This window comes from Flavobacterium pectinovorum, assembly GCF_006438875.1.
Lineage (GTDB): Bacteria > Bacteroidota > Bacteroidia > Flavobacteriales > Flavobacteriaceae > Flavobacterium > Flavobacterium pectinovorum_A.
The window spans coordinates 66224-90704 of the sequence record NZ_RCZH01000003.1; the positions used below are offsets into that span (position 1 = coordinate 66224).

Below are 24481 nucleotides of genomic sequence, written 5' to 3' on the forward strand. Positions count from 1 at the left end.
ATGAAAAAATATTTAATTACCACCATCATAACACTTACACTTTTCTCGACAATAAGTATTTCTTGTTCAGATGAGTTTGTAAGTCCAAAACCGCAGTATTCTATAGATTCTGAAAATTATTTCAATTCAAAAGATGACTATAATGATGCCCTTGTTGCCGCTTATGATTTGTTGCAATCTACTTATGCAAATGCTTTGTTGGGAGAAATTGCTTCAGACAATACATTAGCCGGAGGAGAAAGCCCAACAGATGTAATTGGCTGGCAGCAAGTAGATGATATGATTCATACGCCCGTAAACAGCAATTTAAGAGATATTTGGAATTGGATGTTTGCAGGAGTTCAAAGAGCCAATTATATTCTTGAATTTCAAAATAAAACCGATTTTGAGGGAAAAACCCAATTACTTGCAGAAACACATTTTCTAAGAGCGTATTACCAGTTTGAGTTAGTTAAATGGTTTGGCGGAATCCCGATGAAAGGGGATGCTAGGTTTAAAGTTGGAGATGAAAAAACAGTACCACGTTCATCAGTTGAAGAAGTTTATGCTTCTATAGAAGCTGATTTAATTTTTGCTGCTGCTAATTTATCTCCAACAGCATCTCAAAAAGGGCGAGTAACTAAAGGTGCCGCTCAGGCATTGTTAGGAAAAGCCTATTTATATGAAAAGAAATTTGCACAAGCTGCAACTGCTTTTAATGCTGTAATAACTTCAGGACAATACAGTTTATTACCAGATTATGATGCGATGTTTGAAATGGATGGAGAAAACGGAGCTGAATCTGTTTTTGAAGTACAATATACAGATGTTGAAGGAGCAGCCTTTACCTGTTTACAATGTAGTGAAGGAAACGTTGCAGTTGGTTTTAGTGGAGTAAGAAATTATTCAGGACCGCTTTTTTCTTCAGGATTTAGTTTTAATGTTCCAACTGCCGAAGCTGCAAACTCTTTTGAAGTAGGAGATAAACGTAAAAATACTGCCATACTTGATATTGCAGCGTGGGCTGCGGCAAACAAAGATTATGACAAAGGAAAAGGAGTTACGTTTGGAAAAGGAAATGAAGACACAGGATACTTTAACAGAAAATATTTGCCAAGAAAAAGAAGCGATAATGCTCAGGGAGATTTGAATTTGACCAATCCAAATAATTACAGAGCAATTCGTTATGCCGATGTTTTATTAATGGCTGCAGAAGCGTATAATCGTGGCGGAATTGACGATACAAAAGCAAGAGGATATTTGAATCAGGTAAGAAGACGTGCTTTTGGAGATAATAATCATGATATATCAGTTTCGGGAGCAGCACTTACTGATTTTATTTGGGCAGAAAGAAGAGCAGAGCTTTTTGGAGAAGGACATCGTTTCTTTGATTTAGTAAGAACTGGAAAAGCAGTTGGAAAAATACCGGGTTTTACAGCAAATAAAAACGAGTTATTTCCGCTGCCAATTGAAGAAATTCAATTCGCAAATGGAAATTGGAAGCAAAACCCTGGATATTAAAAAAACATTATTATGAAAAAATTACATTTTATTATAAGTCTTTTCGTTTTGACAATACTACTGGGTTGTTCAAATGACAATAATAGCGATATTGATTTAGACAGCGTTGGTGCACCGTCAAACATATCTGCTTTGACCACCGTAACGCAGGACAATACAGGTAAAGTTACTTTTTTACCTAAAGGAGAAGGCGTTACGCAATACAAAATAAACTATGGAGACGGAAGTCCGGAATCGGCTTATTTTGGATCTGGAGGAACTGTTGAGCATACCTACGCAGAAGGAGTTTACCATGCTAAAATTAAAGCCATGGGAATCAACGGAAAAATAACTGAAGTAGATCAGGAAGTAACCGTTTCGTTTTTGGCACCAACAAACCTACAAGTGACTTTGGCACATGTTGCAGGAGATAATTTGTCAGCGTCAGTTACAGCAAAGGCAAGTCTGGAAACTTTCTTTCAGGTATATTTTGGTGAAACTCCGGATGAAGTTCCGGTAAATTTCATGGAGGGAGCAACGATTACGCATACTTATGCAAATGTAGGAGTATATAACGTAAAAGTAGTAGCATTAAGCGGAGGCCTTGCAACTACAACTTATGAAGAAACAATTACGATTTCTAATCCTATTTTATTGCCTGTAGATTTTGAATCTGCAACTCTTAATTATGCCTTTAACAATTTTGGAGGAGCAAATACAGTTGTAGCAAATAATCCAAGTGTAAACGAAGACAATCCAAGCGCAAAAGTAGCTAAGTTAAGTAAGAGCGCAGGTTCTGAAGTTTGGGCAGGTTCATTTTTAGAATTAGGTGTACCAATTGATTTCTCTACATTGAAAAAAATCAAGCTTAAAGCATGGTCGCCAAAAGCAGGAATTGTAGTTAAAATGAAATTAGAGAACTTAACAGATTCTAATATCAATACAGAAGTTGACGTAACCAATACAGTTGCTAACGGTTGGGAAGAATTAACTTTTGATTTCTCAGCGGTAGACAATGCTAAGAATTATCAAAGAGTAGTGGTGTTTTTTGATTTTGGAAATAACGGTACCGGAGTTGATTATTATTTTGATGATATCGAATTGACTGCAGGTGTAGAAACGGTAAAATTACCATTGACTTTCGAATCTTCTGTACTGACGTATTCCTTTACCAATTTTGGTGGAGCAAATTCAGTATTAGCCGATAATCCGGATAAAACAGGAATTAATACTTCAGCAAAAGTAGGCGCACTAACAAAAGGAAATGGTTCTGAAGTTTGGGCCGGATCGTTTATCGAATTGGCAAGTCCGCTTAGCTTTTCTACATTCAAGAAATTGAAAATGAAAGTATGGTCGCCACAGGCAGGAATTATCGTTAAAATGAAGTTTGAAAACATGTCAGATAATACTATCAATAAAGAAGTAGATGCGACTACAACTGTTGCAAACGGATGGGAAGAGCTGACTTTTGATTTCACCGGCGCAACAACGGCCAATCAATTTCAGCGAGTAGTAGTGTTCTTTGACTTTGGAGTTAACGGCACAGGAAAAACCTATTATTTTGATGACATTAAACAATCCAATTAAAAAAACGAAATCATGAGTAAAAAAATAATTATAAATATAATAGCATTACTGTCATTGTTTTTGACCGTAAGTTGCCAGAAAGATGATTATGCGTTTGGCAATTTGTCAGCACCTTCAAATCTTAAAGTAACAGCTCAAATTATCGGAAAAACTGCCGATGCTCCGGACGGAGACGGTTCAGGAATGGTAAAGTTAATAGCAACGGCAGATAATGCTGTATCTTATAAATATATATTTAGCGACGGAACCTCACAAAATTCTCCAAGCGGTGTATTTACCAAACGTTTTACCAAGACAGGAGTAAATACCTATACTGTTACAATAATTGCAACAGGAAGAGGAGGTATAGCTACAAATAGTACCGTAGATGTTACAGTATTAAGTAATTTTAGTGATGACGAAGCCGTTCAGTTCTTAACGAACGGAAGTTCTCAAAAATGGTATTGGTCAGCATCAGAGCCTGGACATTTAGGAGTGGGACAAAATGACGGAGATGCGGCTAAAAACTTCTTTCCAAATTACTATTCTGCAACACCTTTTGAAAAAGCAGGATCACCAACAAGCAGCTGTTTATACGAAAACGTATTGACATTCTCCCTTGTCGGAGGGCAATTGAAATTCGAATTAGACAACGGAGGAGCGACATTCTTTAATGCATCATTCAAAAATGTAGCAGGCGGAAGCGGAGCTGGAGATGCATGTTTAGCTTATGACGCGACAGGAGTTAAAACAGTTTCATTAAGTCCGTCAGAATCTGTGGTAACAAAAAATCCGGATCATCAAACACAAACCAGAGGTACAATGTTGAACTTCTCTGATGGTGGATTTATGGGGTATTATATTGGTCAGAGTTCTTATGAGATCTTGTCAATTACAGCAAACAGAATGGTTGTCAGAGCTATTATGGGCGGAGATGCTTCTTTGGCATGGTATCATACTTTTACCACAACGCCGCCTAATCAAACTCCGGATCCGGACTTTACAAATCTGGTTTTTTCTGATGAATTCAATACTGATGGAGCACCAGATGCAGCAAAATGGGTTTATGATTTAGGAAAAGGAACAAATGGCTGGGGAAATAATGAAAAACAGAATTATACCAATTCAGCAACAAATGTGATTGTTCAGGGCGGAAGTCTTAAAATAACGGCTAAAAAAGAAGCTTCAGGCGGAGCAGATTATTCTTCGGCACGATTAAAAACCGATGGCAAGTTTGCATTCACTTATGGAAAACTCGAAATAAAAGCCAAGCTTCCAACAGGAGCAGGAACGTGGCCGGCATTATGGATGTTAGGACAAAATTATGCAACCAAACCTTGGCCAGCCTGTGGAGAAATTGATATGATGGAGCATGTGGGCAATAACCAGAATGTTATTTTGAGCACGCTTCATTATCCCGGACATTCAGGAGGAGATGGTAATACAGGCTCCAAAACAATACCAAATGTCTCAACAGAATTTCATGTTTATAAAACAATCTGGACAGCATCATCAGTCAAAACGTATGTAGATGACACCATGATTCATTCAGTTCCTAATGACGGTACGCTTCCCTTTAATAGTGACTTTTTCTTAATTTTGAATGTCGCAATGGGCGGTAATCTGGGCGGTAATATTGATCCCGCTTTTACACAATCTTCGATGGAGATCGATTATGTACGAGTATATCAATAGAATACAAATTAATTAGTAAGAATGAAGTAAGAAGGTCAGTTTAAGGCTGGCCTTCTTAATTTTAGCAATTTAAAAATGAAATTATGCAAAAAGTAATTGTATTATTATTGATTACCAGTTTTGGTTTTGCTCAGACAGTAAAACGAAAACTAGTCTGGGAAGAAAATTTTAATAAAAAGGAAGTAAACGAATCTGTTTGGAATTTTGAAATTGGAGATGGTTGTCCTGATCTTTGTGGATTCGGAAATAATGAAAGACAGATTTATACCAAAACAAATCACGAATTAAAAGACGGGAATTTAGTTATCGAAGCCAGAAAAGAAGGAGATAAATACACCTCTACAAAAATAACCACAAAAGGAAAGAAAGATTTCTTGTATGGACGAATAGAAGCCAGAGCAAAATTGCCAATTGGTCACGGTCTATGGCCAGCTTTCTGGATGTTGGGCGCCAATATCGATGCCGTAAAATGGCCTAAAACCGGAGAAATAGATATTCTGGAATACATTGGCAGAGATCCGCATATGGTCTATACAACCTTGCATACACAAGACAGTCACGGAAATACAATTAATACAAAAAGAACTGCTTTTCCTACAATAGAAGAAGGATATCATGTATATGCTATTGAGTGGACCAAAGAAAAAATGGACTTTTTTGTAGATAAAACATTAGTTTATACCTTCAATCCTCAAGTAAAAAATGAAGATACGTGGCCATTTGATAAACCATTCTATATTATCCTAAATTTGGCCATAGGGGGAAATTTTGGAGGTCCTGAAGTCGATGATAAGGTGCTTCCGCAAAAATATTACGTCGATTATGTACGTGTTTACCAATAAAAAAATAATACTTTAAAATGTTGTATTTAGAACAGATGTAGAATGCTTAAGTGTTTAGTTGTAAGTTATTTACATCTGTTTTTAACTGTTAAAAATACTTTTTATTTTGAGTATTTTGAACCTTTTACAGGCAAAGTTTAAGTTTATTTTACAAAACTTAATGTTTTCTTGATAATTATTGTTTCTTTTATTTGCTTTTTAAAACATTTATTTGTTAAATTTGGTCACAATATTAACATAACTCAAAAAAGGATACGCCTATACAATAAAACTACTTTTTAGAAAAAATTACTTAAAATTTTATACAGAAACTAAAAAAAGTAGTATTATGGCTGATCTGCATATTCCAGACGCTCTATTAGTGAAAAATTATGTCGAAGGCAACGAATCTGCACTTGGAACATTAATAAAGAGACACGAATCTAAAATATATGGTTTTATATATTCTAAGATCGCTGATAGAGATATTTCAAACGATATTTTTCAAGACACTTTCATTAAGGTAATCAAAACCTTAAAAAGTAACTCCTATAATGAAGAAGGTAAATTTTTGCCTTGGGTAATGCGTATATCCCACAATCTAATTGTGGATCATTTTCGCAAAACCAAAAAAATGCCAATGTACAGAGAGACAGAAGAGTTTTCTATCTTTTCTATAATGTCTGATGATTCCTTAACCATTGAAGGTAAAATGATTGTCGATCAGGTCGAAATTGACTTAAAAAAATTAATCGAGGAGTTACCTGAAGATCAAAAAGAAGTATTAGTGATGCGTATGTATCAGGATATGAGCTTCAAAGAAATCTCGGAATTGACAAATGTCAGTATAAATACAGCATTAGGAAGAATGCGTTATGCGCTAATGAATTTGAGAAAAATAATTGATAAACATCAAATTATTTTAACCAACTAATACTATTTTGATTATTAGCCCGTTATACTATTATAAAACATTTTCATAGTATGGCGAAAATTTACTCGAAAAAGGCATTAGCTTCAAAGAATTTAAAACCTAAAAAAGAAGTTATTTCTTTTTTACTTAATTATTCACAAGCATTAACAATTGTGAAAATTGAAGATAAAAGTTTTGAAATTATAGCTAATTAAACAGCCCACTACTCTGGTCGGATGTTTATTTCGAAAGAAAAACCAAATGGTCGTTTTGGTTGAAAGCTCACTATTTGTATGCAAATACAGGTAGTGAGTTTTTTTATGTACTAAATCTGTTTTTTTGTTTTTTACTTCCTCAAATAATATTGTTCTATTGATCTGATTTTGTGAAGATTGAGTTCTGTTTTTAAGGCACATGTGTTAAAATTTAATAATTTGTTCACATTTTGTTTATTTATTCAATAATTAGTTTTATTTTGGTTAAAAAATAATTTTTTATTCAATTAAATCGCTTAATCAAAGACTTTTTCGTATTAAAAAGTTTATATGTATAAGAATTTACCAGCAAAAAATAAAAAAACAAAGTTTAACCAAAATAACCAGATCACCTATGAAGAAAAATTACACTATTTTATTTTGTTTTGTTTGTTGAGCATGAAAAATGCTGTATAAAAAGAATAAAGGCCAATTACACTTTTTATGCTACATATTTATTATAGACAAAAGGAGAGATTTTGTTCTGTAATATAATATTACTAGTTCCAATCTATTTACCAACTAAACAAAACCACCAAGATGAAAAATAACCTTATAATACTCTCAAGTCTACTATTGATGAGTATTGGAGCACTTGCTCAAAAAGACCAAATTAAAGAGGCCCAAACTTTATTTGATAAAGGAAAAAGCGACGAAGCTTCAGCAATTTTAAATAAAACAGAATACCTCATTCTTAATGCATCTGATGAAGATAAATCTGATTTTTATTTTTTAAAAGGAAACGTGTTAAAAGATTTAGCTGTAAAAAATATTGATGCAGCTAATAATTTTACACAAGCAGCACAATCTTATCAGGACGTATTTTTATACGAAAATGAATCAGGCAAATTTAAATTTACTGTCAAGGCTAATGCGGCTTTAAAAGAAATGAAGTCCAGTCTGGTAAATGGTGCTATGACTGATTTTAATGCCGGTAAATTCAAAGAAAGTGCTGAGAAAAGTTATAAAGTTTATTTGTTTGATAAAAAAGACACATTAAACCTATACAATGCTGCAGCATCTTCTGTAAATGCTAAAGATTATGATCTGGCAATAAAATACTACGAAGCCTTAAAAAAGATTAATTTTTCAGGAAAAGGAATTCTGTATCTAGCTACAAACAAAAAAACAAAAGAAGAAGATGTTTTTGTTTCTCCAAAAGCCAGAGAATCAGCAATTTTGCAAGGATCATATGAAAAACCAAGAACAGAGTCCGTTCCTTCTAAGAAAATTGAAGTTAATAGTAATTTAGCTTATTCTTATATGGAAAAAAAGGATTATGCCAAAGCAGAAACAACCTATAATTATGTTTTGGAATTAGATCCAAATTACATTGATGCCTATATAAATCTTGCTTATCTAAAGTTGCAAATGAAAAAAGATCTCGCTGATGAAATAGCCATGTTAGGGACTTCCCCTGCAGAAATGCAGAAATATGATAAGTTAAACGCCAGAAAAGATGATGTTGCCCGTAGTGCAATTCCATATCTTAAAAAAGTGCTGACAATCGAACCTAAAAATACAGATGCAACAAAAACACTTTTAGGAGTTTACAGATCGTTGGATATGACAAATGAATACAATGCCTTAAAGAGCAGCATGTAAAAATAAAAAAGAAGCTGCTAAATTTTCTTTTTATCAGCTTCTTCTATTACCGATTTTTTGCCAACGGTTCTCGTAATAATATCTTTCTCCAAACTCCATCCTCTTGCAGGCGAATATTCACGTCCGTACCAAATAATCTGAAGATGCAAGTCATTCCATATTTCTCTTGGGAATAATCTTTTAGCATCTTTTTCAGTTTGTACAACATTTTTTCCATTCGAAAGATTCCATCTGTACATTAGTCTATGAATATGAGTATCAACCGGAAAAGCAGGAACGCCAAAAGCTTGCGACATTACCACACTAGCTGTTTTATGTCCAACAGCAGGTAATTCTTCAAGAGCTTCAAAACTTTGCGGAACTTCACCATTATGTTTGTCAATCAAAATATGCGATAAACCATGAATTCCCTTCGATTTCATCGGAGATAAACCACAAGGCCGAATTATTTCCTTGATTTCTTCCACAGACATTTTAATCATGTCATACGGATTATCAGCCTTAGCAAAAAGTAACGGCGTAATCTGATTCACGCGAACATCCGTACATTGCGCCGAAAGTAAAACAGCAATCAACAGTGTATAAGGATCTTTATGGTCTAATGGGACAGGTATAGTAGGGTAGAGTTCTTTTAACGTATTTATAACAAATTGTACGCGAGCTTCTTTATTCATTTCCGTATTTTTAATCCTGTAAAAATAGTATAAATTATCAATTGTTAATTATGAATTATTAATGATGAATTATTAGTTAGTAGTTATGAATTGTAAATTTGGTTTTTATGCGCAATCCAAAAATCTAAAATCTAAAATCTAAAATCTAAAATCTAAAATCTAAAATCTAAAATCTAAAATCTATAATAAATGATAACATTAAAAGCCGGTGATAAAGCACCAAATTTTTCAGGAGTAGATCAGGATGGCAAAACACATAAACTGGCAGATTACGCCGGAAAAAAATTAGTAGTATTCTTTTATCCAAAAGCAAGTACACCAGGTTGTACGGCTGAAGCATGTGATTTAAGAGATAATTTTGAGCGCTTTAAAGCCAATAATTATGAACTTCTTGGTGTAAGTGCCGACAGTCAGAAAGCGCAGGCAAAATTCAAAGACAAATATGAATTTCCTTTTCCGTTATTAGCAGACGAAGACAAATCAGTAATCAACGCATTTGGAGTTTGGGGACCAAAGAAATTCATGGGAAGAGAATACGACGGAATCAACAGAACAACATTCGTAATCGACGAAAACGGAATCATCGATGAGGTAATCGAAAAAGTAAAAACAAAAGAACACGCAGCGCAGATTTTGAAGTAAAAAAATGTTTCAGGTTGAAAAGTTTTTTTTGTTTCAAGTTGTGGTCATAAAACGTTCCAGAGGAATAGAACATATTGTGTAGGGATGGATTTTAATCCATCTCGTTTATCAATCAATTATACACATAGAGACGCACAGCAGTGCGTCTTGGTTTTGTGTTAAACGCACTGCTGTGTGTCTCTACATTAAAATCTGCGTAACAAAAGAAACCTGAAACAAGAAAAACTTGAAACCTGAAACTAAAAAAAAGGTCCGAAAAAGAAATTTCTTTTTCGGACCTTTTTTTTAGTTATTCTGTTCCAGTTCTTTCTGCGGATGATACCCAAAAAGATGGTGTTCTTTTATAATTTCAGCAACTCCTGACGGAAGCATTGGTTCCCAGCCAGATTTTCCTTGACTAATCATTTTCAGAACTTCACGGGAGAATACATTTAATATATCAGGGTTGTAATCTACGATATCAACCACTTTTCCATTGAATTTAAAGAATTTATACAACTCCTTCATTCTAGGGTGGACTTTTAAGTTTTCAGAAGTAATAATTTCTCCATTTTCACCCAACATTGGGTATAAGAAGACTTTCATGTCACGGTAGAATAATTTTCCAAAAGCTTCAAGGATTCCGCCACTTAAGTGACGGTAGTATTTCTCATCAAAAATATCTACTAAGTTGTTTACACCCATCGCTAATCCCATTCTTGCTTTGGTATAATTAGCAAAGTATTCAACTACTTTATAATATTCCTGGAAATTCGAAATCATTACAGTTTGACCTAGTGAACAAAGCAATTCGGCTCTATCCATAAAATCGCGCTCATCAATTTCACCATCAGAACGTAAATTCGAAAGTGTAATTTCAAAAACTACCAAAGTATTGTCTTTCTCAACCTTATTTTCTTCAAGAAACATCTTAAGAGATTTCTCGTACATATCAAGGTTTACATTCGTAACGGGACGAAAACTACCTCTAAAAGCAAGAAGATTTTTTTTGTATAAAATGGCGGCTGGTAAAACATTTTTCCCTTCAGGATTAAACATTACGGCATCAGTCATTCCGTTTTTAACCAGTTGCAAACTCATCAATCGATTATCAACATCAGCAAAACGAGGTCCTGAGAAGTTAATAGTATCAATTTCAAGTTGGTCTTTGTCTAAGTGATCGTATAAATAACGAAGTAATCGTTTTGGATCATTGTATTTGTAAAAAGCACCGTAAATTAAGTTTACACCTAAAATTCCGAGAGTTTCTTGTTGTAGTCTGGCATCCGTTTCTTTAAAACGAATGTGTAGAATAATTTCGTTGTAAGCTTCGTCAGGTTCAATTTGGTATCGAATTCCAACCCAACCGTGACCTTTAAATTGTTTGGCAAAATCTATCGTTGCAACAGTATTGGCGTAACTAAAGAAGAGTTTTGTCGGATGTTTTTCCCTGCTTAATCGCTCTTCAATGATTTGTCCTTCAAGAGTAAGCATTTTTTTTAGTCGCTCTTCGGTTACGTAGCGACCATCTTTTTCAGTTCCATAAACGGCGTCACTAAAATCTTTGTCATAGGCAGACATTGCTTTTGCAATTGTTCCCGATGAACCTCCGGATCTGAAAAAATGCCTGACGGTTTCCTGTCCCGCACCAATTTCAGCAAATGTTCCGTAAATATTCTCGTTTAAATTTATGCGTAACGCTTTGTCTTTTATAGAAGGAATCTGTTCGATGACCTTGTCACCTTTGAGTTTTATTTCTGTACCCATTTTATTTTAAATAGATTTGTTACAAAGTTAGCAAATTAGGCTTCTAATGAAAGAGAAATAATCCTATTTTTGTAAAAAAAATAAGTTCAATTGAAGGTATATTTTTTAGGCACAGGTACATCTCAAGGTATTCCGATTATCGGAGTCGATCATCCTGTTTGTAAAAGCACTGATGCTAAGGATAAAAGGCTCAGAGTAGCCATTTGGATTACATGGAACGAACATTCATACGTGATCGATTGCGGTCCCGATTTCAGGCAGCAAATGCTTTCGTGTGGCTGCCGACATCTCGATGCAATATTGTTTACGCATGAACATGCAGATCATACTGCCGGTTTAGATGATATACGCCCGTACAATTTTCGTCAGGGTGAAATTCCTGTTTATGCACATCAAAGAGTAATTGATAATTTGAAACGCCGTTTTGAATATGTTTTCGAAACCGTAAACAAATATCCCGGCGCCCCAAGTGTTAAAACTATTGAAGTAATCAATAACGAACCTTTTGCGGTTGGTGATAAAATGGCAATTCCGGTAAATGTAATGCACGGAGATTTGCAGGTTTTTGGTTATCGTATCGATGATTTTGCTTACCTAACCGATGTTAAAACCATTGAAGAAGCTGAAATTAAGAAACTTAAAAACCTTAAAGTTTTAGTTGTAAATGCATTACGGGTAGAACCACACGATACACATTTTAATTTGCAGGAAGCACTTGATTTTATAAATTTGGTGCAACCGGAAATCGCTTATTTAACCCATATTAGCCACGTTTTAGGCTTTCATGAAGAAGTACAGAAACAACTTCCTAAAAACGTATTTCTGGCATACGATAACTTAGAAATTACAATTTAAATTAGATTAAAAAAATGAAAAAATCCTTAATGCTTTACCTTTTTATCCTAGCGATATTAATGAACGTTTTTACTTATATGTTTTATAGCCGAGAAGCAAAATTTGAGCAGGACAGATACGATAAAACCACTAAGAAACTTAGAGATAGCATCAATTTAGTATCAACAAAACTGGCTGATGCCGATTATTTTTCTTTAGAACACAACGAAAATGCACAAAATTACTTTGATAATAGTGCTTCTGGCGGAAAAGTAATTCTATACGAAAAATTGATTCCGGTTGTTACCGAAAAACTATTGGACTTAAATTCAAATCCTAAGGGAAATCCTTATACAGGACAAGATAAAATTGGTCCAAACAAATTTATCATCAATAAAATAAAAATTTTAAATCACAGATGGATCATTGCAGATTATAGCAATGGAGAATTATGGGGAGAAGTCTTGTTAAAATATTTTGTTGATCAAGATGAAAAGATTACTTTTGAAGTAAATCAGACTTGGTTATATCAAAAATAGGATTGAATAAGTTCTATTTTTTACCATAATCAGATAAAAAATAGAACTTATGAAAAAAATATTTTTGTTTTCGATTATTATAGGTCTTTCGTTTTCTTGTGGAAAAAAAGTTTCGGATGAAAATAAAACTCCGGATAAAAAAGTAGAAACTAAACCGGTTGTTGTTGGAGGAGATTCTGACGCTCATGGTTGTAAAGCTTCTGCGGGATATACTTGGTCAACTCTTAAAAAAGAATGTATTCGCATCTTTGAAGGAACAAAATTATCTCACGCCGACGATGGAAAAACATACACAACCGCTGCTTTCGTAATTTTTGACGGAAACAAAGCCGAACTTTTCCTGGATAGCCAAAAAGATGCTATTATTCTCGAAAGAAAAGCAGAAGGAGAACCTTGGATTAAAGATGATTATCAATTAATTCCCTGGAAAGGTTATGTTCTTAAAAAAGGAGATAAGATTATTTATACAGGAGAGTAAAGTTTACAGTATTCAGTCGCAGTTTTTAGTCTCATTTGTGGGATTGAAAGTGTGATTATAAACTATTTTATTTATCAAAGCTAATATTTAAGTCGGATAGTTCTATCTGAAATTTAACTTTGGCTTTTAATGCGGTAAACACTTTAATTAAAGTGTCTAATGTTATGTTTCCAGCATTATTTTCCAATTTAGAAATTTGTGCTTTTTGAACTCCTATAAGTTTTCCCAACTCTTCCTGAGTTAAATTTTGATTTTTTCGGGTTTGTTTTATAACACTTCCAATTAAATCTATTTGCAAATCATATTCAAACTTATCTCTATTTGGAGTTCCAATTTTTCCAACTAGATTGTCAGTAACATCATCTAATGTATGTATTTTCATTTATCTATAAATTTTATTAATCCTTGTCTTGGAAATAATTTGATTTAATATTTTTTGCTCTTAATATTTCTTTATCGCCAATTTTACTTTGTTTTTTTACAAATCCATGTGTCGCAACAACTAGAGTGTTTTGTGAATTTGTTTTACCCAGAATGCCAATAATCGATATTGTTTTCCCTGATAAAGTGTGCGGAATTCCCAAATTTCATCATTTAATTTCTTAAAAAGTTCAGGATCATTTTTGATTTGTGACTTCCGAATGTTATAAATGATTTTTTCCGAATGTTTTGATTCTAGATTTTTTAGAAATGAAAATGCTTCATCTAGAAATATTACATCAAAAAGTTTTTCCATTACATTTTCTCATTACAAAAATACACAAAAGTTTCCTTTTAAGGATACTTTTGTGTATTTAGTTAATAGTTTATCTTATAAGTTTTAAAAATACAACTTATATAGAGAATAATGAAATTATTTAAAAGAATTTTCCTAAAAAAAATTATTTTAAAAGAGGCTACAAAGCCAGCCAGTTCTTAAAATCAAAGAAATTCTGCGGAGCCACACCGTGACCAACAGGATATTCTTTATATATAATCGGAATGTTTAGGTTTTCTAAAATTGCCGGAGTTTTTCTAGCCCAATCAACCGGGATTACCTGATCTACGGTTCCGTGAGATGCGAATATTTTCAATTTCTTGAAATCGTTTTTCTCGTAACCTTCCTTCATGATGTCTTCGTTAAAATAACCACTCATTGCTACAACTCTCTGGATTTTTTCAGGATAAGAAAGCGCTACAGAATAGCTCAAAATAGAACCTTGGCTAAAACCTACCAAAGTTACATTATTTGCATCGATTGGATAGTTCGCAATTAATTCATCAATGAATTTTGCAATTAAATCACGAGAAGTTTTTGCTTGATCGTTATCTGAAAATTTATTCTGATCGGCATCAAAATTTATCGCATACCAAGCGTAAGCTCCATATTGTAAATCATAAGGCGCACGTGCAGAAATAATATAATAATTATCAGGAAGTTCCGTAGCAAACGAGAACAAATCAGCTTCGTTACTGCCATATCCGTGTAATAAAAGTAAAACAGGATTCTTGTCTAAGATAACTTTTGGTTCTTGTATTTTATATTCTAAAGATAGATTCATTTTTTATTAGTTTTCAGTCTCAGTTTCAGTTTTCAGCTGATCTTGAGAACGTTTATAGGATTTTGAGCTTTGTCAAAGTTTTAAACTTTGACAAAGCTTATCGAGATTATTATAAAATCTGTTTTTATCCGTGTTTTTGCTTGCAGATCCGCGTCATCCGTGTTCAAAATTTATACGCTGATAAAACAGATTCGCTAAAGCGAAAACGCGGATTGTAACGGATTTCTTTTTTGTAATTTTAATTTTTAATTGGAATTTAAAAATTGGAATTTCCTTTTAGATTATCCAATAGATTTGAACCATTTTTGAAAAAGTCCGCCAACTAACGGAATTGGTTTTGTTTGCCCCTGAATGGCGCTAAAAATCCCGTAAGTCCATAATATCGAAATACAAATCCACATTGGAAACGTGATCATAAAGCTGTCAAAGTTGCTTATAATGGCTCCGAAAGAGATAAAAGTAAGTGATAAACCTAAAGCTTGACGAATATGAAAAGAAGCAAAACTATTTTTATTTTCAGAGTTCATAGACATCGCAATTAAAACACCAATAATCAAAATATAACTGGTAATTGCGATAGATTTTCCCTCTTCGATTGAATTATTCATTGTAATTATTTAGATGTAACAAGTTGATTTTGGTTTAAAATTCCGTACACAGAACCTTTTATTTCAGTTCCTAAAAAGGCAGAATTTTTAGATTTTGAAAGAATATTAGCTTTCGTGAAAGTTGATTTTCCTTCCGGATTAAAGAAAGTAAAGTTAGCTTTAGAACCTTCTGTGATTGAATTGTTTTCTATTCCAAAAATCGCTTTTCCTAAAGTTAGTTTTTCGATTACTGTTTCAAGAGGTAAAACAGTCAGTAATGCTCCAAAAGCACTTTCCAGTCCAATTGTTCCATTTTTTGCCATATCAAATTCCATTTTTTTGAATTCAATATCAATTGGATTATGATCAGAAGTAATCATATCAATTGTTCCGTCTAGAACACCATTTATTAGAGCAGTTCTGTCAGATTCATTTCTTAATGGCGGAGTTACTTTAAATCTCGTGTCAAAACCTTCTAGTTTTTCATCTGTAAGAAGTAAATGATGTACAGAAACGCTGCAAGTTACTTGTAAACCTTTTGCTTTAGCTTCTTTGATCAGTTCAACTGTTTTTGCTGTAGAAATAGTCGGAATATGAAGTTTTCCACCAGTATATTCTAATAAAAATAAGTTTCTGGAAATTTGCAATTCTTCCGCTAAATTCGGGATTCCTTTCAAACCTAATCCTGTAGAAACAATTCCTTCATTGGCAACACCATTTCCTTTTATATTAGCATCTTGCGCATACGTAATTACCAATCCGTCAAAGTCCTGTACATATTGCAAAGCGATTTTCAAGAGATTAGCATTGTCGATACTTTTGTTATAATCTCCAAAAGCTATAGCTCCGGATTTTTTCATATCAAACAATTCTGCCATATCTTTTCCTTCGCTGGCTTTTGTCAAAGCTCCGATTGGGAAAAGTTCGGTTGCAAAACCATTCGCTTTGTTTTTTACAAAATTTACCTGCGATTGATTGTCAATAACAGGGTAAGAGTTGGGTTGTAAAGCAATTGCGGTAAAACCACTTTTGGCAGCAACATTTAATCCGTTTGCGATCGTTTCTCTGTCTTCATAACCTGGTTCTCCAAGAGATACACTACTGTCAAACCAACCTTGAGAAAGATGTAAGTTGTCAAATTTTACTTCAATTGAATCATCGATATCAAGAATTGAAGTTCCTATTTTTTCTATTAAACCATCTGAAATTAAAAGATCTACAGTCTGGTTATGAAACGGACTTTTTGAATCGATAATTTTGGCGCTTCTGATGATTATTTTCATATGTAGAGAATTTATTTTGAACTGAAATTGTATTGTTTTAGATCACTATTTGTCATTTCGACGAAGGAGAAATCACATCCAGAGTATCCCATGCAGTGCGTTTTCAGCACATGCGATTTCTCCTTCGTCGAAAATGACAAGCCAGAGTTTATTTATTATTTAAAACCTTAATGTTCTTAATATCTTAATGGTTCAAAAAATAAAACTTTAAGTTTTACTTTACAAATTTGATAATTGCCATTTCCAGTGCTAAAAATAACAGTGCAAAGATAACAAACCATTTCCAAATTTGACTGTCTGTTCGCTCAGTTTGTAGCGTGTTAAAAATGGTCGAAATCGTATCAGCAGTTTTAAAATCCGAAACCACATTTGTATTTACCTGACTCAAATCACTTTCGCTTCTTTTATAATTGAAACTCAGATTTTCAACCCATTCTTTTTTATCAAAAATGCTGTAGTTTCCAGCTGTTTCAGGAAAATCATTGAAAGTTAATTTTACTTTATTATTCAATATTTGTTGAATCGGAATAAAAGAATCTTCATTTCCTTTTACCTCCAGAATAGCATCTTTTGTCAATAAAACGTCTACAAAATAAGGCTGATTATTACCAATAGTTAATGCATTTACACCTGTTTTCTGATTGTTTTGTCCCATTTTATAAAACAACGGAACAATTAAAGGTGATTGCTGAAAATTAGAGTTTGTTGTGTTTATTGGTGCCGAAAAAATGGTGATTCCCGAAACAGGATTTTGAATCGTAGTCACAAATACACTTTGGTCTTCATAAGATAAAACTGCAGGATATGGACTTGAAATAGCAAATGAATTTGTCGTTTTTGGATATTGAAAATTGGTGATTTTATTTTCAAAAACACCCGAAAACAATGGATGATCGAAGTTTATTTTGGTAATTAATTTGCTTTTGTTTTCAAGAACGCCAAATTGTACTTTTCCGAAATTACTTAAAAAAGTATTTAGATTTGAAACCGAACTTTTTTCAGAAGGAATTACAACTAGATTTCCTCCTTTGGCAACAAATGCTTTCAAAGTAGTTTGTAATGCTTGCGGAACTTCAGCTAATTCATTCAGGATAATGGTATTTTGTTTGTCTAAACTATTATAATCTAAACTGTTGATAGAATAATTATTATAATTGAATTCAGACGAGGTATAAATTCGGGATAAAAAACTACTTTTTTCAGGTTCTCCGATACTGAGAACATTTGTTTTTTTATTTTTTGAAATACTGAAATATAGTTTATTATCATAGGTCAGACCATTGTCTTCAATAGTTACATAACCATGAAAAGCTTCTTTTGGAATCGTAAAATTGATTTTCTTTTTCTTCGCATCAAATTTGATAATCGTCTTGGCAATCAATTTATTTTGATTGTACAACGCCATCGAAACCGGTTTAAAATCTTCGCCATAAGCAGATAAATTCACACTTAATTCGTAGAAATTTTCTAAAGTCTGATTGATAAAAACGCTGTCAATTGCAATATTGTTTTTTTGCTCGGCTTCGGGAATAATAAAATACGGTTTCTCTTCGGTATCAATGTTTTTTACATCTTTTTCGGCTAAACCAACAGCGTCTGTAATAATAACAATGTCTTTTTTATGAGCTGATTTATGTGCTTTTATTTTCGCCATAATAGACGGAAGCTCAAAAGGAGTCGCGCTGTAGTTTAGATTTTGTAAAGCGCTTTTGGATGCTTTTATATCCGTATTCCAATAATTCTCGGTGTTTGTTAACAAAGAAAATTGAGTAGTTTCCGGTGTGTTTTCTAATAATTCCTGAACTGCACGCTTAAGCAATTCTCCTTTTTTTCCTTTTGCCTGCATACTAAACGAATTGTCCAGAATAATATACATTTCGTTTGAAGCATTTTTGCTGTCTTTGGCTTCAAAAAAAGGCTGTGCAAAAGCCAAGATAATACAAGTTAACAACAACAAACGAGTTGCTAATAAAAGTCTTTTTTTGATTTTTGAACTTTTTCGGGTTTGAATAGAAAGTTCTTTTAGGAAGCGAACGTTAGTAAAATAAGAGATTTTGAAACGTCGTAATTGAAATAAATGTACCAAAATTGGAACAATCAATAAAAACAGAAAGTATAGAATTTCAGGATGTTTAAAATGCATTCCGGCTTAGATTTATTTCACTACGTTTTGTAGATGCTGGTCAAAAATACAAATTTTTAGTCAAAACTATATAGGTAATACTTAGTTTAACCATATAAGTTATACAAGAGATTATAAGTTAGGTTCGATTTACGCAAAAGTTAAATAAACTTATATAACTTATACGTTTAGTTTAACCATTTAAGTTATATAAGAGATTGTAAGTTGAGCTTGATTTACGCAAAAGTTAAATAAACTTATATAACTTATATGGTTTAGAGGCACGAGAAGAGGTTTAAAAAATGTAACTTTTGATACTTCATTTGTAACAAAAAATCTATTTGCGAAAGATATTATTGAGTATTTTAGCATATTCAAAAAATAATAGAAAAAATATGAGAAGATTATATATGGTCCTTTTTGCAGCTTTTGCTTTTATAAATTTACAAGCTCAGAATAAATTTAATTTATTGGTGGGAACTTATACCAATACTTGCCAGAGTAACGGAATTTACGTGTACGAATTTAATGCTTCGACTGGCGATTTTAAATTAAAGAATTCTTCTGAAAACGTAGTTAGCCCAAGTTATTTATCAGTTTCTGCAGATAATAAATTTATTTATGCAGTAAACGAAAACGGAAAGGAAAGTACGGTAAGTGCTTTTGGTTATGATTCAAAATCAGGAAAAGTAAATTTTTTGAATAAAAATGATGCTTTAGGCGCTGATCCTTGTCATATAATTAACGATGATAAAAATGTAATTGTTTCTAATTATTCGGGTGGAAATCTTGTTGTTTTTAAGAAAAATGCAAACGGAAGTATTTCTAAAGTACAGCAATTAATTCAGCACGAAGGAAAAGGACCAAATGTTGCCCGTCAGGAAAAAGCGCATGTACATATGGCTGTTTTTTCACCGGATAAAAAGTTTGTTTTGTCTAACGATTTGGGTCTGGATAAAGTCTTTATTTATAAATACAATCCGAATTCTAAAAACGAAATGTTAACACTAAAACAAACAGTTGACGTAAAGGCAGGAAGTGGCCCAAGACATTTAACTTTTAGCAAAGACGGAAAATTTGTTTATCTGATTCAGGAATTGGATGCTACTTTGACAACGTTTAGTTATGATAAATCAGGAAGTTTAAAAATAATTGCAGAAACAAGCATTTTACCAAAAGGATTTACTGGTGGAACTGGTGCTGCAGCAATTAAAATTTCGCCTGACGGAAACTTTTTATACGTTTCAGATCGTGTAGATGCAAATTCAATTTCAGTATATAAAATTCTTAAAGAAGGGAAAATTGAATTAGTAGAACAAGTAAGCACTTTAGGAAAAGGACCAAGAGATTTTGCGATTGATCCAACAGGAAATTACCTTTTAGTAGGACATCAATATACGAATACTATCATCGTATTCAAAAGAGACAAAACCACAGGAAAAATAACTGATACTGGCAAGAAAATTGAACTTTGTTCGCCGGTAGGATTGGTTTTTACGAAGATCTAATTCTCAGTATTCAGTCTCAGTTTTCAGTCCCGAGCAAACTGAAAACTGAGACTGAAAACTGAAAAATTCCAATAAAAAAAATCCAAATTCTAATGTTGCTACATTTGGGATTTGGATTTTTTTATTGGAATTTAACTCTTACTTGTCTTTATCTTTTCTTTTCTTATCTCTCGTTTTCAACATGTTTCGATTGACAGATCCGTGAGTCTTCTTTTTTGTTTTTGAAGGTCCTCCAAGATTGACCTTTTTGTTCTTTTTATCTTTTTCATGAAAAGCACCGTCACCTTTTAAGGTTTGCTTTTTCATTAAAAATTTGATTGGCTGTCTGTCTTTTTCAGGCTCAATTAATTTAGCTGAAATTTCTACTTCTTCCGGAAATTCAGCAATTTCAAGCTCTTGGTTCATTAATACTTCGACTTCAACTTTAAATTCTTCTTCACGAGGAGTGATAAAACTAATAGCAGTTCCTGTAGCATCTGCACGACCTGTACGACCAATTCTGTGCATATATAATTCAGGAAATTCAGGAAGCTCAAAATTTATAACGTGAGAGATATTCGAAATATCCAAACCTCTTGCCATAATATCGGTAGTTATTAATCCACGTAGATTCCCTTCCTGGAATTCAGCCATTGTACTCAAACGATAATTTTGAGATTTATTCGAGTGAATTACGCCAAACTGACCTTCAAAATCTTCTTCAATTCTGGTATGAAGCATATCTGAGATTTTTTTATTATTCACAAATACCAAAACACGTTCCATGCTTTCGTTTGTTTCTAATAAATGTTTTAACAGATTTACTTTTGTATTAAAGTTTGGAACATTATAAGTAATTTGGGTAATATTTTCAAGCGGAGTTCCTGAAGCTGCAAGTGTAACTTCTTCCGGAAAATCAAAAAAGTCATTCAAAACAGCATCTACTTCATCTGTCATTGTTGCAGAGAATAAAATGTTCTGACGTTTGGTTTTCATCATTGCCAAAAGTGCTGTCAATTGTGTGCGGAAACCCAAATTCAGCATTTCGTCAAACTCATCAATTACTAATTTTTGAGTTTCATCAAAACGTATTACTGCATCAAGCGCTAAATCCATTGTACGTCCAGGTGTTCCAACTAAAATGTCGACACCTTCATAAACAGCTTTTTTTTGTGTATTGATATTTACTCCACCAAAGATACCTAGTGTGCTAACTGACATGTATTTGGTAAGTTTTTCAACTTCTTCTACAACCTGAACTACTAATTCACGAGTTGGAACCAGAATTACAATTTTTGGTGTGTTGGTTGGGGTAAATTTGTATAATTTTAAAAGAGGTAATAAGTAGGCAAATGTTTTTCCGGTACCGGTTTGCGCAATTCCCATCATATCTCGACCAGACATAATAACTGAAAAGGATTTTTCCTGGATTGGAGTAGGCGTAACAAATCCTAATTCGTCGATTGCTTTTTGTACTGATTTTGGAAGATTGAATTTCTCGAAAGTGCTCATTTGCATTAAATTTTGTGCAAATATAGCTATAAATAGCTGAAAAATCGATGTTTCTTTGAAATTACGAAAGCTTGGGGCATTCGTATTTCTCAAAAATAGAGTTTTAAATACTATAAAAAACGTTTTATTCGCAATAAAAGCTCGTTTGGATTAAAGGGTTTTGCAATAAAATCATCAACCCCCAATTCAAAAGCTTCTTCTACAGTATTTTCTTCTTCTCCAAGAGACGATAGTGCAATAACGCGAATGTCCTTGAAATTCTTTTTGATATAACTGATAATTTCTAATCCTGATTTTAGCGGAATTATTATCGTTGTTATAACAAGATCAGGCATAATTGTGGGAATTCGTTCGATGGCGTTAATACCATCTTTTGCAATGCTGATTTTGTAGCCTTCCCTTTTAAGGAGAAATTTTAGAATTTCAATCGTCATTTCGTCATCCTCAATAATCATAATTTTTTTTTCACTAGTGTTCATTTCGGGCGTTTATTTTTGGTATAATTCTATTTCATCTAACATGACCATTGGTTTTTTGTTTTTGCGTTTTCTCCAAACCGGTATTTCTGCTTGGTTTTCTATAATCACTTCTACTTTGACAAAACTACTAAAGCTTTGATTCTTAAGTTCCCATGATTTTGTTGTAATTTCGTTGTTTTCTGTTAAAATTTCAAAATCCTCTTCTTTTATAAGATTCCATTTTTGATTTTTAAAGCCATATACTTTTATTTTTTTTGGAGTAAAAATCCAATGTCTCTGATCGCTTAAAAAATTTATTCTTAAAGTATTAAAGTTTAAGTTTTTTGTTTCAATTTCAATTTCCGGATTGTTTTCATACCAGCCAATCCAGTTAATATTGAAATCTTTATAACCGCGATTTCCGTCCACTAAACTGTAGCTTCCTTTGCCTTTAAACTCATTTGAAGGTTGTGTAATAAAATTTACTTTTAAATCTTCTCCTAAATGAGTTGTGGTATTTTTACAGATTTCTAACCATTCTTTGTAATAATTATCGGGTGAAAGTCCGCCTTCACTTAATTCATAAATTCCTAACGCATTGCAGGTTTTGGAGAATTTCAAAACTCTTTCCGTTAGACCTTCACGTACTTCTTTTTCTCCTTTATTATTTACGATAAACATTCCATGTTGGTTTTTTCCATAAAATTTAGATTGCTCAAAATAAGCAAATTCTAAAGCTAATCTTAGTTTTTGAATTCTCAGGTTTAAAACCGAATCGGCTTCAACAGCACTCGATGCCTGTTCCAGCAATTTATCATATTGATCCATTGCTTCTGGCGTTAGAAAAGTATTTCGGGCTTGAACCGGACCATCATAAATGTCCAGATTGCTATTGCTTTTATTTTGATAATTGGCTAAAAGATTCAGGTATTTTTCAATAAACGGTGCAGCTTTGCCATAAAATCCTCTTAAGAAATCAGCAGTTGTGGCTTCAAGATCGATGTCAGTATTCCACATTAATTTAGCCAAAAGATATTGTCTCAATTCTGAGAAATCTCCCGGAACATCAGCATATCCCTGAGCAAACATTCCTTTTACTTTATTCTTTTTAAAGAATTTGTAATTGCTCTGAAAAGGTTCCAGATTAGGAAACGGTGACATATAATTTGAAAACTGTACCGTATAATCCCATAAAAATAAATGCGGAGAAGCAGTACTCCAGTTTTCAAGTGTTTTTACAAATGTTGGCGAGTTTTGAGCCGTAATTGCTTTTCCCCGATTCAATTCAATCGGACAAAATATTGTATAGATATTTGGTTCGATCTTAATATTTACGGGCGGTTTAAGCGTATGAAGATAGGCGAGTGTTGTAATTTTTGTTTTTGGAAAATGAGATGCAATTTTATTTAGAAAATAATATAATGAACCTTGAGGACCGCCATATTTTTGGTTTATTTTTCGGCATTCAGTACATTCGCAATAAACCACATCGTCGTTTTGACTTACAGAATAAAATTGTACGTTTGGGGTTTCGGCAATAATTTTAGCCATTTTTTTCTCCACCAAATCTACCACAGTATCATTGGTCATACATAATGATTCTCCATTTCGTTCGCCTTCGTACAAAGCAAAAAGCTTCGGATTACTTTTAAAATATTCTTTTGCCGGAATAAGTACGGTAAAAGAATGTCCCCAAATACCAAAATCATCTACTTGCCAATCGAGTTTGTGCCAATCTCTAAAGTCTTCATCATAACAATCCGGATAAAACAATGCTCTGTAATCAAAGGATGGCTGCTCCAATTTTTTTGTATTTTTTGCAAAAGTGACTTGTGTTATGTTGGGAATATAGGTTTCTGCAGCAGTAAATTTTCTAAACTCCCAGATTTCAAGTAAACTGTAAACAGCATAACGAAGGTATTTTTGATTTGGAGCAATTAAATAAATTGATTTTGTGTCGCTTTTGATAATGAACTCATTGGCTTTTAGGTTTTCAGTACTTGAAATTTCTAAAATTATTTCTGACGAATTATTGTCTTTTTTACTTTCTGATGTAATTTCAAAAGGTTTTTTAAAAGCTTTATCCAGATATATTTTCAAAATTTTTGCTGCTTTCTCAGTATTTTCAGAAGCAGTAACAATTTTATTTTTTTCAGTTATAACGATTTCAGATTGTGCCATCATATGGAAGGTAAACAGGAAAAAAAAGAAGAATTGGATATAAATGTGATGCTTTTTTTTCATG

23 protein-coding genes are annotated in these 24481 nt (G+C 33.0%); 12 read left to right on the top strand and 11 right to left on the bottom strand.

Going from position 1 to position 24481, the window contains the following annotated elements:
* From EAH81_RS04660 to EAH81_RS04685, 7 genes are all read left to right on the top strand, one after another.
* Positions 1-1500, top strand: coding sequence for a RagB/SusD family nutrient uptake outer membrane protein (locus EAH81_RS04660; protein WP_140504285.1), 1500 nt, complete (start codon positions 1-3; stop codon positions 1498-1500).
* A gap of 12 nt (positions 1501-1512) precedes the next feature.
* Positions 1513-3066: a hypothetical protein gene (locus tag EAH81_RS04665; protein ID WP_140504287.1), complete on the top strand. Its 1554-nt coding sequence runs from the start codon at positions 1513-1515 to the stop codon at positions 3064-3066.
* 12 nt (positions 3067-3078) lie between these two features.
* Entirely contained in the window at positions 3079-4740 is a 1662-nt protein-coding gene (locus EAH81_RS04670; RefSeq protein WP_140504288.1) for a family 16 glycosylhydrolase, read from the top strand.
* 83 nt (positions 4741-4823) lie between these two features.
* Positions 4824-5582, top strand: a complete 759-nt coding sequence (locus EAH81_RS04675) for a family 16 glycosylhydrolase (RefSeq protein ID WP_140504290.1) — start codon at positions 4824-4826, stop codon at positions 5580-5582.
* 328 nt (positions 5583-5910) lie between these two features.
* The gene (locus EAH81_RS04680) at positions 5911-6495 is read left to right on the top strand and encodes an RNA polymerase sigma factor (RefSeq protein ID WP_140504292.1); all 585 of its coding nucleotides are present in this window, start codon (positions 5911-5913) and stop codon (positions 6493-6495) included.
* Between the two features lie 50 nt (positions 6496-6545).
* On the top strand, positions 6546-6689 hold the full coding sequence (locus EAH81_RS27630; protein WP_170214123.1) for a hypothetical protein: 144 nt from the start codon (positions 6546-6548) through the stop codon (positions 6687-6689).
* A 579-nt stretch (positions 6690-7268) separates the two neighbouring features.
* Entirely contained in the window at positions 7269-8333 is a 1065-nt protein-coding gene (locus tag EAH81_RS04685; RefSeq protein WP_140504294.1) for a tetratricopeptide repeat protein, read from the top strand.
* A 17-nt stretch (positions 8334-8350) separates the two neighbouring features.
* On the opposite strand, the gene EAH81_RS04690 is transcribed toward EAH81_RS04685, so the two are convergent.
* Entirely contained in the window at positions 8351-9007 is a 657-nt protein-coding gene (locus EAH81_RS04690; RefSeq protein ID WP_140504296.1) for an endonuclease III domain-containing protein, read from the bottom strand.
* A gap of 189 nt (positions 9008-9196) precedes the next feature.
* Between EAH81_RS04690 and bcp the strand changes: the two genes are divergently transcribed.
* Positions 9197-9649 carry a thioredoxin-dependent thiol peroxidase gene (gene bcp / locus EAH81_RS04695; RefSeq protein ID WP_140504298.1) on the top strand — a complete coding sequence of 151 codons (453 nt, stop codon included), beginning with the start codon at positions 9197-9199 and terminating at the stop codon, positions 9647-9649.
* A 285-nt stretch (positions 9650-9934) separates the two neighbouring features.
* On the opposite strand, the gene EAH81_RS04700 is transcribed toward bcp, so the two are convergent.
* Positions 9935-11395 carry a TonB-dependent receptor gene (locus EAH81_RS04700; protein ID WP_140504300.1) on the bottom strand — a complete coding sequence of 487 codons (1461 nt, stop codon included), beginning with the start codon at positions 11393-11395 and terminating at the stop codon, positions 9935-9937.
* Between the two features lie 90 nt (positions 11396-11485).
* Between EAH81_RS04700 and EAH81_RS04705 the strand changes: the two genes are divergently transcribed.
* Genes EAH81_RS04705 through EAH81_RS04715 form a run of 3 tightly spaced genes read left to right on the top strand, consistent with a single transcriptional unit; the run spans position 11486 to position 13246 of the window.
* Entirely contained in the window at positions 11486-12250 is a 765-nt protein-coding gene (locus EAH81_RS04705) for an MBL fold metallo-hydrolase (RefSeq protein ID WP_140504302.1), read from the top strand.
* 14 nt (positions 12251-12264) lie between these two features.
* Complete coding sequence (locus EAH81_RS04710) at positions 12265-12768, top strand: hypothetical protein (protein ID WP_140504304.1); 504 nt, start codon at positions 12265-12267, stop codon at positions 12766-12768.
* Positions 12769-12817: 49 nt separating this feature from the next.
* Positions 12818-13246 (top strand): hypothetical protein, encoded by a 429-nt coding sequence (locus EAH81_RS04715; RefSeq protein ID WP_140504307.1) that lies wholly within the window; start codon positions 12818-12820, stop codon positions 13244-13246.
* A 67-nt stretch (positions 13247-13313) separates the two neighbouring features.
* On the opposite strand, the gene EAH81_RS04720 is transcribed toward EAH81_RS04715, so the two are convergent.
* The 6 genes from EAH81_RS04720 to EAH81_RS04745 all read right to left on the bottom strand — a co-directional run bounded on the left by EAH81_RS04720 (position 13314) and on the right by EAH81_RS04745 (position 18800).
* Positions 13314-13628, bottom strand: a complete 315-nt coding sequence (locus tag EAH81_RS04720) for a helix-turn-helix domain-containing protein (protein ID WP_140504309.1) — start codon at positions 13626-13628, stop codon at positions 13314-13316.
* A 120-nt stretch (positions 13629-13748) separates the two neighbouring features.
* Positions 13749-13982, bottom strand: a complete 234-nt coding sequence (locus EAH81_RS04725) for a type II toxin-antitoxin system RelE/ParE family toxin (RefSeq protein WP_410501098.1) — start codon at positions 13980-13982, stop codon at positions 13749-13751.
* Between the two features lie 160 nt (positions 13983-14142).
* The gene (locus EAH81_RS04730) at positions 14143-14787 is read right to left on the bottom strand and encodes an alpha/beta hydrolase (RefSeq protein ID WP_140504311.1); all 645 of its coding nucleotides are present in this window, start codon (positions 14785-14787) and stop codon (positions 14143-14145) included.
* A gap of 281 nt (positions 14788-15068) precedes the next feature.
* Positions 15069-15395 carry a hypothetical protein gene (locus EAH81_RS04735; RefSeq protein ID WP_140504313.1) on the bottom strand — a complete coding sequence of 109 codons (327 nt, stop codon included), beginning with the start codon at positions 15393-15395 and terminating at the stop codon, positions 15069-15071.
* A 5-nt stretch (positions 15396-15400) separates the two neighbouring features.
* The gene (locus tag EAH81_RS04740; protein ID WP_140504315.1) at positions 15401-16657 is read right to left on the bottom strand and encodes a dihydroorotase; all 1257 of its coding nucleotides are present in this window, start codon (positions 16655-16657) and stop codon (positions 15401-15403) included.
* A gap of 214 nt (positions 16658-16871) precedes the next feature.
* Positions 16872-18800 carry a BatA domain-containing protein gene (locus EAH81_RS04745; protein ID WP_140504317.1) on the bottom strand — a complete coding sequence of 643 codons (1929 nt, stop codon included), beginning with the start codon at positions 18798-18800 and terminating at the stop codon, positions 16872-16874.
* 374 nt (positions 18801-19174) lie between these two features.
* Between EAH81_RS04745 and EAH81_RS04750 the strand changes: the two genes are divergently transcribed.
* Complete coding sequence (locus tag EAH81_RS04750) at positions 19175-20287, top strand: lactonase family protein (RefSeq protein WP_140504320.1); 1113 nt, start codon at positions 19175-19177, stop codon at positions 20285-20287.
* A gap of 138 nt (positions 20288-20425) precedes the next feature.
* Here EAH81_RS04750 and EAH81_RS04755 read toward each other — a convergent pair whose 3' ends face one another.
* From EAH81_RS04755 to EAH81_RS04765, 3 genes are all read right to left on the bottom strand, one after another.
* Positions 20426-21778 (bottom strand): DEAD/DEAH box helicase, encoded by a 1353-nt coding sequence (locus tag EAH81_RS04755; protein ID WP_140504322.1) that lies wholly within the window; start codon positions 21776-21778, stop codon positions 20426-20428.
* Positions 21779-21888: 110 nt separating this feature from the next.
* The gene (locus EAH81_RS04760; protein ID WP_140504324.1) at positions 21889-22257 is read right to left on the bottom strand and encodes a response regulator transcription factor; all 369 of its coding nucleotides are present in this window, start codon (positions 22255-22257) and stop codon (positions 21889-21891) included.
* Between the two features lie 9 nt (positions 22258-22266).
* Positions 22267-24480: a DUF4838 domain-containing protein gene (locus EAH81_RS04765; protein WP_241676511.1), complete on the bottom strand. Its 2214-nt coding sequence runs from the start codon at positions 24478-24480 to the stop codon at positions 22267-22269.
* Position 24481: the final 1 nt, after the last annotated feature.